The sequence below is a fragment of the Mycobacterium sp. NGS59 genome (genome assembly GCF_059812345.1).
The window spans coordinates 194,433-209,771 of sequence record NZ_JCALCN010000002.1 but is presented as its reverse complement, the minus strand read 5'-3'; the positions used below and the strand labels follow the sequence as shown (position 1 = coordinate 209,771).

Below are 15,339 nucleotides of genomic sequence, written 5' to 3'. Positions count from 1 at the left end.
TCACCTTTTAGTGCCGAGCAACTCAGGTGATGTCGGAGGCGGCGCCGCGCCCGGCGGCCCGACCCGAAAAGATGCAGCCGCCCAGGAACGTCCCCTCCAGGGCCCGGTAACCGTGCACACCTCCGCCGCCGAAACCCGCGACCTCTCCGGCCGCATACAGACCGGTGACCGGGGTACCGTCCGACTTCAACACCCGTGAATCCAGGTCGGTTTCGATGCCGCCCAACGTCTTTCGAGTCAGGATGTGCAGTTTGACCGCGATCAGCGGCCCGGCCTTCGGGTCGACCAGGCGGTGCGGCGCCACCACCCGTCCCAGTCGGTCGCCCAGATAGGTACGGGCCGCGCGGATCGCGGTGATCTGTCCGTCCTTGGTGAACTTGTTGGCCACCTCGCGGTCCCGGGATGTGACGGCAGCCTCGACGGTGTCGTAGTCCAGCGGCTGCACGTCGGGCAACTCGTTCATGGCATCGACCAAGTCGCGCAACGAGTCCGCGCTGACGAAGTCCACTCCCCGGTCGACGAACGCCTGCACCGGCCCGGGTGGACCGGATCGGGCACGGGAGCGCACCAACTGCCGAACGCTCTGCCCGGTCAGGTCGGGATTCTGTTCCTGCCCGGACAGCGCGAATTCCTTCTCGATGATCTTGGCGTTCAACACGAACCACGTGTAGTCGTAGCCCGTCTGAGCGATGTACTCCAGGGTCCCCAACGTGTCGAACCCGGGATACAGCGGGACCGGCAACCGGTTGCCCGCGCCGTCCAGCCACAACGACGACGGGCCGGGGATGATCCGGATGCCGTGCCGCGGCCAGATCGGGTCGTAGTTGGTGATGCCCTCGGTGTAGTGCCACATCCGGTCGGGGTTGATCACCCGCGCGCCGGCTTTCTGGGCGATGCCGATCATCCTGCCGTCGACGTGGGCCGGCACCCCGCTGAGTAGCTGCTTGGGCGCGCGGCCCATGCGCCGCGGCCAGTTCTTGCGCACCAGGTCGTGGTTGGCGCCGATGCCGCCGCTGGTGACGATCACCGCCGAGGCCCGAAACTCGAACTTGCCCACAGCCTTCCGCGACGACGGCACGCCGCGCGGCTCGTCGGAGGGCTCCAGCACGGTGCCCCGCACGCCGGTCACCGCCTCCCGCTCCACGATCAGCCGGTCGACCTGGTGGCGGTGGACGAACCGTACATTGGGCCGGTTGCGCAGTTGCCGGGCGAAGATCTCGACCAGCGCGGGCCCGGTGCCCCAGGTGATGTGAAAGCGCGGCACCGAATTGCCGTGTCCCTGAGCGTCGTAACCGCCCCGCTCGGCCCAGCCGACCAGTGGGAAGAGCTTCAGCCCGCGGGCCCGCAGCCAGCTGCGTTTCTCTCCCGCCGCGAAATCGACGTAGGCATGCGCCCACTGCTCGGGCCAGTAGTCCTCGGGCCGATCGAAGGCGGCCGTGCCCAACCAGTCCTGCAGGGCCAGTTCGTGACTGTCGCGGATCCCGAGCCGGCGCTGCTCGGGACTGTCGACGAAGAACAGGCCGCCGAACGACCAGAACGCCTGCCCGCCGACGTTGGCGCTGTTCTCCTGGTCCACGATGAGCACCCGCAACCCGCGGTCGACCAGCTCGCAGGCGGCAACCAGCCCGGCCAGTCCGGCTCCCACGATGATCGCGTCGGCTTCGAACCCGTCCGGGACGGGACTCGCATCGCTCATGTCGGTACAGGTTAGTGCCACCCGCACGGCGGCCCTCAACGAGCGCTAAGCGGCGTCCAGAACCGCCTTGTCGGCCTGCCAGGTATAGACCATCGGCGTGCACTGCTGCATCAGGGCCAGGTCGACGGCGTCCAGCATGGCCTGCCGCGGCCCGGGCTTACGCAGGTGCCGCGCCGCGACCGCGATCCGGACCACCCCGCCGCGCCGGGCGGTCCGCTCGGCCGAGATCACGACCATCCGGCACCACCACGGCTCGGCCAGGTAACCTTCGCCGATCCCGAGCACCCGCGCCCGCACGGTACTGTGCCGCACCAGATCGGTCACCCCGTAGGCATCAGCGAGGAGCCGGAAACCGTTGGCCGGCAAGGCTTTGACGACTCCCGGCGAGACCAGCCAACCCGGCGCGGCGAACAGTCGGGTGCGTAGCCCCAGATGCTCGAGCACCCGGTCGGCGCCCTTGAGCCGCAGGTTGGCCTCGTGGGCGTGCAGGGTGGCGAACTCCCCGCGCCTCCTCTTGGTCGCCGATTCGTCGTAACCGTGCAGGACCAGGGCGTCTCCGTTCGTGCGGCGCGCGGTCAGCCAGTCGACGGTGTGGGGGTCGCGGTCCAAGCGGTATTGCTCACCAAGGCGGGGTGCCACCAGAAACGAGACAGGGACGGAGCGGGCATCCATCTCCGCGCAGAAGTCCTGCACGTCGTCCAGGGTGTGTTCGCCGATCCCCGAGACCGAGACGATCAATTTTCCAGACACGCTTGTAGTTTGCCGAGGTCAGATGTCGAGACGGTGAAGGACACGCTGCCGGCAGGCGTCTATCGCGCCCGAAACGGACGACGCGTCGGGGCAGGCCCGATCGATTAGATATGCTCAGCAACGCCATGGACGAGGCAGTTGCCACACCCGTCGAGACCGTCGACTACCCCGACAAGCTGGACGCAGCGACCCTGCGGATAGCCGGCGTCTGCATTCTCGCCTCGATGATGATGGGCCTGGACAGCACCGTCGTCAGCGTCGCGCAACGCACCTTCATCGCCGAGTTCGAGTCGACGCAGGCCGTGGTCGGCTGGACCATGACCGGCTACACGCTGGCGCTGGCCACCGTCATCCCGATAGCCGGCTGGGCCGCCGACCGCTTCGGCACCAAACGCCTGTGGATGGGTTCGGTGCTGGCGTTCATGGTGGGCTCCCTGTTGTGCGCAATCGCGCCGAACATTCTGCTGCTCAATGTGTTTCGTGCGGTACAGGGCATGTGCGGCGGAATGCTGATGCCGCTGGGGTTCATGATCCTGACCCGCGTGGCGGGCCCGAAGCGGTTGGGCCGGCTTATGTCGGTGCTGGGCATTCCTATGTTGCTGGGCCCGATCGGCGGTCCGATCGTCGGAGGCTGGCTGATCGGCGCCTTCAGCTGGCCCTGGATTTTCCTGATCAATCTGCCGATCGGGTTGTGCGCGTTCGTCCTTGCCGCGTACGTGTTTCCGCGGGACGATCCGGCGCCCTCGGAGACGTTTGACGCGGTCGGAGCTCTGCTGCTCTCCCCCGGTCTGGCCACCTTCCTGTTCGGGGTCTCCTCCATTCCCGGACGCGGCAGCGTGGCCGACCGGCACGTGTTGATACCGGTGACCATCGGCCTGATCCTGATCGTCGCGTTCCTGTTCCACGCCTGGTTCCGCGCCGATCACCCGCTCGTGGACCTGCGGCTGTTCAAGAATCCGGTGGTCACCAACGCAAACATCACCGGCTTTCTGTTCGCGGTCGCCTTCTTCGGCTCCATGCTGCTGCTCCCCAGCTATCTGCAGCAGGTCATGCACCTGACGCCGATGCAATCCGGCCTGCACCTGATCCCGCAGGGCATCGGTGCGATGCTGACCATGCCGTGGGCCGGGATCTTCATGGACCGCAAAGGTCCCGGCAAGAGCGTCCTGTTCGGCATCTCACTGATCGCGGTGGGGCTCAGCATCTTCACCCTCGCTGTCGCCCGGCAGTCCGCCTACCTGCCGCTGATGGTGGCAGCCCTGGTCGTCATGGGCATGGGAACGGGTTGCACCATGATGCCGCTGTCGGGGGCTTCGGTGCAGGCGCTGGCTCCGCACGAGATCGCCCGCGGGTCGACGTTGATCAGCGTCAACCTTCAGGTGGGCGGTTCGATCGGGACGGCGCTGATGTCGATGGTCCTCACCAGCCAGTTCAACCGCAGCCAAAACATCACCGCGGCAAACGAACTCGTGCGGCTCCGTCAGGAGGCCGTACGGCGCCAGGTTCCCGTCGATCCCAACGCCATACCCCCGCGGACCCTCGATGCCGATTTCGCCAGCCATCTGCTGCAGGATCTTTCGCGTTGTTACACAGTGGTATTGACGATCGCGGCAGTCCTGTTGATCACGACCCTGATCCCCGCGTCATTCCTGCCCAAACGCCCAGCCGGCTAACCACCGGCGGTCGACAGCAGCCAGGCGTACTGGAACGCGGTTTCCTTCCATCGCTCGTAGCGACCGCTGATCCCGCCGTGGCCGGCCTTCATCTGCGTCTTCAACAGCACCGGCTTTCCGTCAGTGTTGCTGTGCCGCAGCGCCGCGACCCACTTGGCCGGCTCCACGTAGTACACCCGGGTGTCGTTCAGCGACGTCATCGCCAGGATGGCCGGATAGGGCCGTTCGGCCACGTTCTCATACGGCGAGTAGGACTTCATGTACGCGTACACGTCACCGTCGTCCAGGGGATTTCCCCACTCGTCCCACTCGGTCACGGTCAGCGGCAGCGAGGGATCCAGGATCGTGGTCAACGGGTCGACGAAAGGCACCTGCGCCAGTATCCCGGCGAACAGGTCCGGCGCCATGTTGACCACCGCTCCCATCAGCAGTCCACCCGCGCTGCCGCCGAGGGCCACCAGCTGCTGCGGGCGGGTCAGTCCGGAGTCCACCAGATGCGTTGCGACCGCGATGAAGTCGGTAAAGGTGTTCTTCTTCTGCAACAGCTTGCCGTGCTCGTACCACAGCCGGCCCATCTCGCCGCCGCCGCGCACATGGGCGACCACGAACACCATTCCGCGATCCAGCAGCGACAGTCTGGCGATGGAGAACCGCGGATCCTCACACAACTCATACGCGCCGTAGCCGTAAACCATTGCCGGTGCCGGGAATTCGATACCAGCCTTGTGCACGATGGAGATCGGGACGCGGGCGCCGTCGTCGGCGACCGCCCAGTCCCGCCGTTCCACATAGTCCTCGCGACGGTATCCGCCGAGCACCGGCTGTTCCCGCAGCAGGGCGCGTTCCCCGGTGACCAGGTCCATGTCGTAGATGCGCACCGGCGTCACGAAGGACCCGGCCCCGACCCGCAGCTTCGGTGAGTCCCAGTTCGGATTGGCGCCCAACCCCGAAGACATCAGCTCGGAATCGAAGGCGATCTCCTCGGGCTCCCCGTAATCGCCGCCGGCTTGCAACGGCCACAACTGAATTCGCGGCAGTGCTTCGCGCCGGTAACTGACCACCAGTTGATTGGCGAAGGCGTCCACGCCGTCCAACCGGACGTCGTCGCGGTGCGCGATCAGGGTGCGTTGCCGGCTCGGATCGTCCACCGGGGCGTCGACCAGGGTGAAGTTGACCGCACCGTCGTTGTGCAGGATCAGGAACCGCTGTTCGCCGCCGACCACCGCGTGCTCGACCGAGTACTCGACACCCTCGCGGCGGGGCAACACGACGGTGAACTCCGCGTGGGAATCGGCCGCGTCGGCGTAGCGCACCTCGGAGGTGACCGACGAACCCGCCCCGATCAGCACATAGGCGTTGCTGCGGGTGCGCCCGACCCCCAGCCAGAACCGTTCGTCGGGTTCGTGATAGACCCGCTCGGACGGCTCCCCCGCGCCGAGTCGGTAGCGCCACACCGTATCCGGGCGCCACGCCTCGTCGACCGTGCTGTAGTAGACGGTGCGATTGTCGGTCGCCCAGGTCGCGCCGGCGCCGATGCCCGGGATTTCGTCGGGATAGACCTCACCGGTGCGTAAGTTCTTGAACCGCAACGTGTACCGTTCGTCGCCGACGACATCGACGGAGTAGGCCAGCAGTTCGGCGTCCAGGCTGACGCTGGCCGCACCCAGCGCGAAGAAGTCATGACCGTCGGCTTCCACGTTCTCGTCGAGCAGCACCTGCTCGCCGGGAATATCGGTGTGTTCGTCGAACTGCGGCGGGGTCCAGTCGTCGGGATCGGTGACCGGACAACGGCAGTGGACGCCGTACTGCTTGCCTTCGAAGGTCCGCGCGTAGTACCACCAGTCGCCGCGACGGGTCGGCACGGACAGGTCGGTTTCCTTGGTGCGCGCCTTGATCTCCTCGAAGATCTTCTGCCGCAACGGATCCAGATCGGCGGTCTGTGCGTCGACGTAGGCGTTCTCGGCCTCGAGGTAGGCGAGGACTTCGGGGCTTTCCTTGTCGCGCAGCCATTCGTAGGGGTCGACGAAGACGTCACCGTGATGTTCGCGACGGGTGTCCAAACGTTTGGCGACCGGCGGCGAGAGCCGTTGCGTCATGCGCCGGGACCGATCCAGTCGCCGAACCGCAGACCCGAAATCCGTTCGTATGCCTCAATGTAACGACCGCGAGTGGCGTCGACGATGTCGTCGGGCAGGGGTGGCGGCGGCTCGGTACCGTGCCGGTCCCAGCCCGATTCGGCGCTGGTGAGCCAGTTGCGGACGAACTGCTTGTCGAACGCGGTTTGCACCACACCCGGGCGGTAGTCGGCGGCCGGCCAGTAGCGCGACGAATCCGGCGTGAAGATCTCGTCGGCCAACACCAGGTTGCCCTGGGGATCGGTGCCGAACTCGAATTTGGTGTCCGCGATGATGATTCCCCGGCTCAGCGCGTGGTCGGCGGCCTGCCCGTAGATCTGCAGGGTGCGGTCGCGCAACTCCTCGGCGCGCACATCGCCGACCAGCTCGATCACCCGGTCAAAGTCGATGTTCTCGTCGTGGTCACCCAGCGCGGCCTTGGTCGCCGGCGTGAACAACGGCGTGCTGAACTTGCTGGCCTCCACCAACCCGGGCGGCAGCGGAATGCCGCAGACCTTCCCGGTGGCCTGGTAGTCCAACAACCCTGAGCCGGTCAGGTAGCCGCGGGCCACGCATTCCACCGGGAGCATCTCCAGCCGGCGCACCACCAGCGCGCGGCCCAGCACCTCGTCGGGGATGCGCGGATCGTCCGGCGGTCCGGCCAGGTGGTTGGGCACCCCGTCGAGTTCCGTCACCAGACCGAAGAAGAACACGCTCATCGCGGTCAGGATGCGGCCCTTGTCCGGGATGGTGCTGTCCAGGATGTAGTCGTACGCCGAGATCCGGTCGGTGGCGACCAGCAGCAGATGGTCGTCGTCGACGCGGTAGATCTCACGCACCTTGCCGCTGGCCAGATGCTGGTAATCGGACAATGCGGGTCGCATCGGGTCAGCCTATCGGGCGCCGCCGCGGGAAAAGACAATCCCATTCTGCTGCCGGCTGTGCTGGTATCGGTGTCATGACCCGCTATCTGCCTTACTCGACCCGGCCCGTCCGTCTGTTCGGTCAACTGATGAGCGACATCATCGTTTCGGTGTGGACGGTGATCTGGGTGCTCGTCGGTTTCGCCGTCCACGAGGCCATCGCGACGATCGCCGAGGCGGGACGGCAAGTGGAGGCCGGTTCGAAAGGGGTCGCCGGAAACCTGGCCTCGGCCGGGCACAGCGCACACAACGTTCCGTTGTTGGGTGACGCGCTGAGCCAGCCGCTCAACGCGGCCAGCGAGGCGGCGCTGGACATCGCGGGCGCCGGGCACAACCTGGACACCACCGCGAGCTGGCTGGCCTGGGTGTTGGCGTTGGCGGTCGCGTTGCCGCCCATCCTGGCGGTCACGATGCCGTGGCTGTACCTGCGCGTCCGCTTCTTCCGGCGCAAGTGGATCGTGACAGCGCTGGCCGGCACCGCCGCGGGTCAGCAGCTGCTGGCGCTGCGCGCGCTGGCCAATCGTTCCCCGGCGAAACTGGCCGCGGTCAGTGCGGACCCGGTCGGCGGGTGGCGCTACGAAGATCCCGTCGTGATGCGGGGACTGGCGGCCCTGGAGCTGCGGGCGGCCGGGATCAGGTTCCGCACGGAATGATCGCCAGCTCCTCGGTGAGCGCCGCGATCGCATACCGGATCTGCTCTTCGGTGTGGCAGCTGGTGATGAAGAACCGCAGCCGCGCCTGGTCCTCCGGCACGGCCGGATACAGGATCGGGTTGACGTTGATGCCGCGCTTGAGCAACGCATTCGACAACTGCAGCGCCGTCAGCGAACTGCCGACGATGCACGGGACGATCGGGGTGCCCTCGCTGTCGCCGGTGTCCAGACCCGCCGCGCGGGCCAGGCGCAGGAAGAGCGCCGACAGCTCGTGCAGCCGCCGCAGATGGCTGGGCTCGCTGCGCATCACCCTGATCGCGGCCAGCGCCGCCGCCGCGATGGCAGGCGGCAGGCCGCCGCTGAAGATGAAGCCCGGCGTCGTGTACTTCAGGAATTCGATCAGCTCCCGGCTGCCGGCGACGTAGCCACCGCAGCCGGCCAGCGCCTTCGACATGGTGCCGCTCCACAATTCGACGTCGTCCCGGTCGACGCCGAAGTGCTCGCCGATGCCGCCGCCCGTCGCGCCGATCACACCGATGCTGTGTGCCTCGTCGATCATCAGCAGCGCCCGATGCTTGTTCTTGACGTCGATGAAGGCGGGCAGGTCGGCGATGTCGCCGTCTTGGCTGTAGATGCCTTCGATGACGATCAGCACCCGGCGATATTGGTGGCGGATGTTGCCCAGCAGTTCGTCGAGCGCGGCGGGATCGTTGTGCGGGAAGGGTCGACGGGTGGCCCCGGATAGCTTGCAGCCCTGCACGATACTGTCGTGCGCGAGGCTGTCGTGGATGACGAGGTCGCTCTCGCCGAGCAGGTGCCCGATCACGGTGACGTTGGTGGCGTGGCCGTTGACCAGTGCCAAAGCATCCTGCGTGCCAAGGAGATTCGCCAACTCCTGCTCGAGGTCGCGGTGGATCGGCTTCTCACCGGACAGCAGCCGCGACGCCGAGCAGGAGCTGCCCCAGCGGCGCACCGCGTCCGCCATGGCCTCGGCCACCCGCGGGTGACCGGACATGCCCAGGTAGTTGAAGCTCGAAAAGTTGACCACCTCAACGCCATTGATGAACGACGTACCAGTGGTGACGCCGTCGTTGACCACGAAGTAGGGATTGTCGATGCCGGCCGCTTCGACCTGCGCGATCCGGTCGGCCAGCGCTTTGACCTCCTCGAAATCGCCGATGCGGAACTGTGGGGTGACGGCAGGCTGCGGCGCATCCACCGCCCCCAAAGTCGATCCCTGTCCCCCGGCCATGACGATCACGTCGCCGACTGTCGTCTGAGGCCCGAACGCCGCCAGATCGACTGTCGCGCTGGGGAGTTGGCGCTGCAGGCCGCTGATCAGGTTGGTCACCATGATGGAGTCGAAGCCCAGGTCCCCGACGATGGCCCGGCCCGGGCGCAGTTGCTGGACGGGGAACCCACTGAGGCGGGCGATCTCGGCGCGCACGAGATCCGCCACGTCGGCCGCTGCCTCCGATTCGGGCTGTCCGGCCGGCAGTTCGGCTCCCTGGCAGGCGGCCAGCACCGCGGCTTGCTCGCGGAACAGGGCGATGAGGTTGTCCATCGTGGACTCCTTGCCGGTGCTGGGCGTGGCGATGCCGGGTGGGCCGGCTTGCTCGGTGATGGTGAAGCGCTTGCGGGTGAATTCGTAGCCGCTGAGTCGGTGCGTGAACCTGGCCTGCGGGGGATACAGCGCGCTCCATTCGGGATTCAGCCCGTCGCGGTAGAGCGCGACGACGGCTTCGGTGATGCCGTTGGCGACGCTCAGCGTGGGCGGCGCATCAGGATGCGACCGGGTGATCATGGGGCCCAGCGTCGGCTTGGATCCGAACTCGACGAGGTGTGTGGGTTGGGCTCCCAGTGCGTCGGTCACCGCATCGGCGAACCGGACGGTGGCGCGGATGTGCGCCGTCCAGTAGTCGGCGTCCATGGGTTCGTCGTCCCCGAGCTCTCTGCCGTGCCGGGTGGAGAAGATCGGGACTGCCGGTGACTGGTAGGAGCATTGCGCGGCGACCGCCGCGAACTGCGCGAGCATCGGTTCCATCAGCCCCGAGTGAAAAGCGTGCGACACGTTGAGCCGGCGCACCTCGACACCCGACCCGGTCAGGATCGTCGCCGCCCGCTCGATGTCGCCGCGTGCCCCGGACAGCACGAACTCTCCGGTTCCGTTCACTGCGGCGAGATCGACTGGCAGGTCGGGCATTTCGCTGATCGGTGCGCGCACCGCCAACATGGCGCCACCGTCGGACAGTTGCTGCATCAGTTGTCCGCGTGCCACCACCAGCCGGCACGCGTCGTCCAGGCTGATGACCTCGGCGACGGCGGCGGCAGCGAATTCACCGATGCTGTGGCCGAGCAGCCAGGCGGGCTGGGCCCCGGCCTGGAGGAGCGCCTGCGCCTGCGCGTACTGCACGGCGAATATCGCAGGCTGGGCGAATTCGGTGCGGTGGATGCGGTCGTCGTCCATCACCTCCCCGAGACGCAGGCCGAGATAAGGCAGCATCGTCGTCTCGACTCGCTCGAACGCGTCGCGGAAGGCCGCGCCGGCTGCGGCGAAAGCCGTGTGCATACCCGGATATTGGGTTCCTTGACCGCTGAACAGCCAGCCCGCCGACATGCCGCCCGCGGTGCCGGTGTCGAAGTCCGCACCGCGCAGCGACGCGACCGCTGAAGCGCGGTCGTCGGCGACCATCCCCATGCGCATCTTGCCCATGGCCTTGATCCTGTTGCTCGACCAGCACAGCTGCGCGAGCGGCACAGTGCTGTTCTCGAGGTCATCAGCAAGCCGAACAGCGTTGCGCTGCAGCCCTTCCAACGAATCGGCCGACAGCGTCAGCACACCACCTCCGGCGGCGGCCGGCGCGGCGTCTTCCGGGACGGCAGTGGCGAGCACCACGTGACTGTTGGTGCCGCCGATGCCGAAGCTGGAGACCCCGGCGTAGACGACCTCGTCCGGCAGCTCCATCGGCTCGGCAAGCAACCGCAGGCCACCGTCGTGCAGCTTCAGCTGTGCGTTCTCGTCGTCGGCGAATCGGGTGGGCGGGACCACCCGGTGGTGCAGGCTGAGCACCACCTTGATCAGGCCGGCGATACCCGCGGCGCCTTCGGTGTGGCCGAGGTTGCCCTTGATCGAGCCGATCGCGCAAGGCTTTTCCCGTCCGCGGCGGTGGGTGTGGGCGAGTGCTCGCGCCTCGATCATGTCGCCCAACAGGGTGCCGGTGCCGTGCGCTTCCAGGAAGCTGATCTGCGCCGGGACGATGCCGGCGGCGCGGTACGCCGCGGCGGCGAGCTGTTGCTGCGCCCAGCGGTTCGGCGCGGTGATGCCGTTGCTGCGGCCGTCGCTGTTGACCGCGCTGCCCTTGATCACCGCGTAGACGGGCAACCGCTCGGCTAGCGCGTCGGCCAGTCGCCGCAGCACGATCACCGCGACGCCTTCGCCCCGGCCGATCCCGTCGGCGGATGCGCTGAACGGCTTGCACCTTCCGTCCGGCGCGGCCAGACCGGCCTGGGTGTAGAACGCGTTCAGCGCCGGGGTGAGCGTCAGGTTGACCCCGGCGGCCAGCGCCTGGTCGCACTCGTGGTTGCGCAGCGCCTGGGCCGCCAGGTGCACCGCGACCAGTGACGAGGAGCAAGCGGTGTCGACAGCGAGGCTGGGGCCTTTGAAGTCGAACTGATAGGACAGCCGGTTGGCCGTCATGAAATAGCCGTTGCCCGTGCCGGTTTGGGCGGTGATCCGGCCGTAGTCGCGCATCTGCAGGTGTGCCCATTCGTTGGCCATCACGCCGACATACACCCCGGTGTGGGAACCGGCCTGCCCACGCGGATCCAGGGTGGCGTTTTCGATTGCGCGCCAAGCGGTTTGCAACAGCAACCGTTGCTGCGGGTCCATGGCTTCGGCTTCGCGGGGCGGGATACCGAAGAAATCGTTGTCGAAAGCGTCGGCGTCGGCGATCAGACCTGCGCTGCGGTGGTTGATGGTCCCGTCTTGCTGCAGCGCGGCGGCGTCCCACCGCGCGGACGCGGGGATCTCGTCGATGCCGTCCTCGCCGCCCATCAGCAGCCGCCACAGCGCGGCCGGGTCGCTCGCCTTGGGAAACCGGCAGTCCAATCCGACGACGGCGATGTCGGTCATTACGCGACGGCTTCTGACTGCTCCACTAGGGCCGAGCTGATGTACTCGGCGATGTGGGACAGGGTCGGGTAATCGAAGATCAGCGTCGGATCGACGTCGATGTCGTAGAACATCTCCATCTCGCCGACCAGACCGACCGCGCGAACCGAGTCGACACCCATGTCGGCCAACGGGACCATGGGGTCAAGCGTAGAGGGTGCGACCTCCAGAGACGAGGCGAGAGTGGCGGTCAGCCAGCGCAATATCGGGCGGTGGTTCGCGATCATGGCCTGCTCCTCGAGTCGTTGCGGAACTGCTGTTGCAAAGACTTTGAGGCGCAGCGCTTGAAGCGTTCTAAAGAGTTTCTTGGAGCCCTCAGCCGGGGGCCGGGCTGGCGTGCAGAACGTCGGTGAGTTCGGACTTCAGGAAAGCTGTGCGCATCGAGGCGCGCTGCACCTTTCCGCTTGTCGTGAGGTGGATTCCGGCGCGTCCGACGAACACCACACCCGGGGACGGAACCTCGAAGGCGCGTGCGACGGCGCGCTTGAGCGCGGTGGCGAGTTCGTCGTAGGTCGTCTCGGCCAGTAAGCCGTCCTTGACGGTCTGGATCACTACGAGTCGCTCGGCGTCGTCGACATCGACCGAGACGACGACTCCGCGCGAACCGGCCAGCGCGGGGTGCACGGTCTGCACGAACTCTTCGATGTCCTGTGGGTACAGGTTGCGGCCGTTGACGATCAGCAGATCCTTCCGCCGCCCGGTGACGTACAACTCACCGTCGTGCAGCAAGCCGAGGTCGCCGGTGCGCAGGTACGGGCCTTCGCCCCCGGCGGTGCGAGCGCGGAATCGCTCGGCCGTCTCCGCGGGACGGTTGTGGTAACCGCTGGCGACGCTGCGGCCCCGCAACCAGATTTCGCCGACGCGATCTTCGGGCAGGCACTCCAGCGTGTCCGGTTCGACGATGCGTACCTCGATGCCGGGTCCGGGTGCACCGGAACTGACCAGGCTGACCGAACGTCCCGCCCCGGGCGTGTACCGGTTCTGCTCGAGGTCCTCGGCATCGGCGTCGAGGTAACGCTGGGCACCGCGGCTGACGGTGGCGAGCAGCGTCACCTCGGCCATTCCATACGCGGGACGGGCGGCCGAGGCCGCGAAGCCGGCCGGAGCAAGCAAGTCCTGTAGTCGTTCGATGGTGCGGCGGCGGACGGGCTCGGCACCGTTGAGCGCCACCTGCCACGACGAGAGGTCCAGGCCGGCGAGTTGCTCCGGTGTCAGCCGCCGCGCGATCAGATCGTAGGCGAAGTTGGGTGCGGCGGCATGCGTGCCGCGATAGTCGCTGATCGCGTTCAGCATCCGGATCGGTTGTTTCAGAAACGCCAGCGGCGACATGCCCACGACATCGCTGAGGCTGAAATAGGCGACCAGCACACTCACCAGGCCCATGTCGTGGAAGTGTGGGATCCAGCCGACGACAACCGATTCGGCGGTCACCTCGAGAGCCTGCGCCAGGGCGGACACGTTGTTCAGGACGTTGTCATGAGTGACGGCAACACCTTTGGGGTCACCGGTCGAGCCCGACGTGTACTGCAGGAAAGCGACGGTCTCGGGTGAGACGTCCGGCATGGTCCACTCGCCGGAGTCCGCCAGCGCGCCGTCGTCGACGGCCACGCAGTGGATCTTGCGGTCTAGTCCGAGACCGTCGATGCCCGCGGCGAGCATGTCGCGCAGGCCGGCGCTGGTCAGCGTGAGGCTGGTGTCGGCGTCGCGCAATATCCCGGCAACGCGCTGCAGGCTTCGCTCGTCGTGGGGCAGGGGCGCGGGGACAGCGACGACACCGGCGTACACGCAACCCAGGAAACCGATCCAGAACTCGATGCCCTGCTCGAACAACAGCAGCACCGGGCGATCGGCCTGCGGGCAGGAATCGAGCCACACCGCCACTTCGCGGGCGCACCGGTCCAGCTCCCCGAACGTGGTGACCTCCGGGATCAGGTCTCGTCGGGACTCGCGCAGGAACGTGAATCTTCTTGTTTCGCAGTAATCCTCGAATTGAGATCGAAAGCAGGCGACCAGATCGGGGTGCGCGGTGTCTGGCTGTGCTTCATTCATCGCCGCTCCTGTGACCAGGCATCTTCTACGGCGTCATCGTAAACCGGTGCCGGCCGAATAGGCGGAATCCGGCTGAGCTAGACGTCGCGCAATTCGACGATCAGGTGCCGGATGCCGGTGTGCCGGTTGCTGCGGGTCCATTCGACCGGCTCGGCCAGCCGGACGGCGCCGAACCGGGACAGCAGCTCCTCGTAGAGCACCCGCAGCTCCAGGCGCGCCAGGTTCGCCCCCAGGCAGTAGTGCACTCCCTGTCCGAACCCCAAGTGGGGATTGGGTTTTCGGGTGATGTCGAATTCGTCGGCGCGGTCGAAGACATCGTCGTCCCGGTTGGCCGATCCTTCCCAGATCTGCACCTTCTGGCCCGCCTCGATCGACTGTCCGGCGAGGCAGACGTCGCGGGTGGCGGTGCGCCGCTTGGAAGGCGACGGAGAAGTCCACCGGACCATTTCCTCGATCGCCGTCGGCAACAGGCCGAAATCGGCCCGCAGCGACCGCAATTGGGCGGGATGCTCGGCCAGCGCCAACAACCCGCCCGCGACCGCATTGCGGGTGGTCTCCGCGCCGGCGCTGAAAAGCAGGCTGAAGAACAGGTACAACTCCAGATCGGACATGATCGCGTCGTCGGCTCCGGGCATGGTGGCGTTGGCGACCACAGACAACATGTCGTCGGTCGGCTCGGCGCGTTTGGCGGCGATCAGCTCCTGGCCGTAGGTGATCATCCGCGTCCCGGCTTCTTCCAGGGAGAGCTGCGCCAGCGACGCCTTGCGGGAAGCGCCGAAGTCGAACTGCGGCTCGATGGCCTCGAACAGCCAATGGCGTTCGGACTCCGGCACTCCGAGCAGTATGCAGATCATCTGCATCGGCAGTTCGGCGGCGATCTCGACCACGAAGTCGAACGGTTCACCGGGCACCACCGCGTCCAGCAGCCGGCGGGCCCGGGTGCGCAGGTCGTCCTCGACGCGGGTGATCATCCGCGGCGTCAGCCCGGAGCTGACCAGCCGGCGGATCTGCGAGTGCCGCGGGTCGTCCATCATGTTCAGCACCTGACCGGCGATGGCCAGGTCTTGCAGCAACGTGCCGCCGAACGGCCGGTCACCGCCCGTCACCGACGAGTAGGTCACCGGATCGCGCAGCACGGCAAGGGTTTCGGGGTAGGTGGCCACCGACCAGAAGCCTTCGCCGTCCGGGGTGTTATCGGTCGGTTCGTGCCAGTACACCGGTGCCTCGCGACGATGCACGGCGAACAAGTCGTGCGGAAAACCCTGGGCGAAGTTGCCCAGATCAGTGAAATCGATCTGGGTGAGCGTCAC

The 15,339-nt window shown here is 67.0% G+C and carries 10 protein-coding genes; 2 read left to right on the top strand and 8 right to left on the bottom strand.

Annotated features, from left to right (window positions below; all coding sequences use genetic code 11):
- Positions 1 to 22 precede the first annotated feature (22 nt).
- Both AC5Y46_RS03485 and AC5Y46_RS03480 read right to left on the bottom strand, forming a co-directional pair.
- A complete protein-coding gene (locus AC5Y46_RS03485) occupies positions 23 to 1,717 on the bottom strand; it encodes an FAD-binding dehydrogenase (protein WP_499943682.1) in 1,695 nt (564 codons plus the stop codon).
- Positions 1,718 to 1,741: 24 nt separating this feature from the next.
- Positions 1,742 to 2,446, bottom strand: coding sequence for a DUF2334 domain-containing protein (locus tag AC5Y46_RS03480; protein WP_499943571.1), 705 nt, complete (start codon positions 2,444 to 2,446; stop codon positions 1,742 to 1,744).
- A 110-nt stretch (positions 2,447 to 2,556) separates the two neighbouring features.
- Here AC5Y46_RS03480 and AC5Y46_RS03475 point away from each other — a divergent pair, with 110 nt between their 5' ends.
- The gene (locus AC5Y46_RS03475) at positions 2,557 to 4,119 is read left to right on the top strand and encodes a DHA2 family efflux MFS transporter permease subunit (protein ID WP_499990117.1); all 1,563 of its coding nucleotides are present in this window, start codon (positions 2,557 to 2,559) and stop codon (positions 4,117 to 4,119) included.
- On the opposite strand, the gene AC5Y46_RS03470 is transcribed toward AC5Y46_RS03475, so the two are convergent.
- Together AC5Y46_RS03470 and AC5Y46_RS03465 are read right to left on the bottom strand one after the other, a co-directional pair.
- Positions 4,116 to 6,215, bottom strand: a complete 2,100-nt coding sequence (locus tag AC5Y46_RS03470) for a S9 family peptidase (RefSeq protein ID WP_499943572.1) — start codon at positions 6,213 to 6,215, stop codon at positions 4,116 to 4,118. The genes AC5Y46_RS03475 and AC5Y46_RS03470 overlap by 4 nt on opposite strands.
- Positions 6,212 to 7,117 (bottom strand): phosphoribosylaminoimidazolesuccinocarboxamide synthase, encoded by a 906-nt coding sequence (locus tag AC5Y46_RS03465; RefSeq protein ID WP_499943573.1) that lies wholly within the window; start codon positions 7,115 to 7,117, stop codon positions 6,212 to 6,214. Before AC5Y46_RS03465 ends, AC5Y46_RS03470 begins: the two co-directional genes overlap by 4 nt.
- A 74-nt stretch (positions 7,118 to 7,191) precedes the next feature.
- Between AC5Y46_RS03465 and AC5Y46_RS03460 the strand changes: the two genes are divergently transcribed.
- Positions 7,192 to 7,809 (top strand): hypothetical protein, encoded by a 618-nt coding sequence (locus tag AC5Y46_RS03460; RefSeq protein ID WP_499943574.1) that lies wholly within the window; start codon positions 7,192 to 7,194, stop codon positions 7,807 to 7,809.
- On the opposite strand, the gene AC5Y46_RS03455 is transcribed toward AC5Y46_RS03460, so the two are convergent.
- The 4 genes from AC5Y46_RS03455 to AC5Y46_RS03440 all read right to left on the bottom strand — a co-directional run bounded on the left by AC5Y46_RS03455 (position 7,790) and on the right by AC5Y46_RS03440 (position 15,339).
- Entirely contained in the window at positions 7,790 to 11,941 is a 4,152-nt protein-coding gene (locus AC5Y46_RS03455; RefSeq protein ID WP_499943575.1) for a type I polyketide synthase, read from the bottom strand. The two genes, AC5Y46_RS03460 and AC5Y46_RS03455, sit on opposite strands and share 20 nt — an antisense overlap.
- Positions 11,941 to 12,207: an acyl carrier protein gene (locus AC5Y46_RS03450; protein ID WP_499943577.1), complete on the bottom strand. Its 267-nt coding sequence runs from the start codon at positions 12,205 to 12,207 to the stop codon at positions 11,941 to 11,943. The genes AC5Y46_RS03455 and AC5Y46_RS03450 overlap by 1 nt, the downstream gene beginning before the upstream one ends.
- An 88-nt stretch (positions 12,208 to 12,295) precedes the next feature.
- Positions 12,296 to 14,029 carry a fatty acyl-AMP ligase gene (locus AC5Y46_RS03445; protein WP_499943578.1) on the bottom strand — a complete coding sequence of 578 codons (1,734 nt, stop codon included), beginning with the start codon at positions 14,027 to 14,029 and terminating at the stop codon, positions 12,296 to 12,298.
- A 77-nt stretch (positions 14,030 to 14,106) separates the two neighbouring features.
- On the bottom strand, positions 14,107 to 15,339 hold the full coding sequence (locus tag AC5Y46_RS03440) for a cytochrome P450 (RefSeq protein WP_499943579.1): 1,233 nt from the start codon (positions 15,337 to 15,339) through the stop codon (positions 14,107 to 14,109).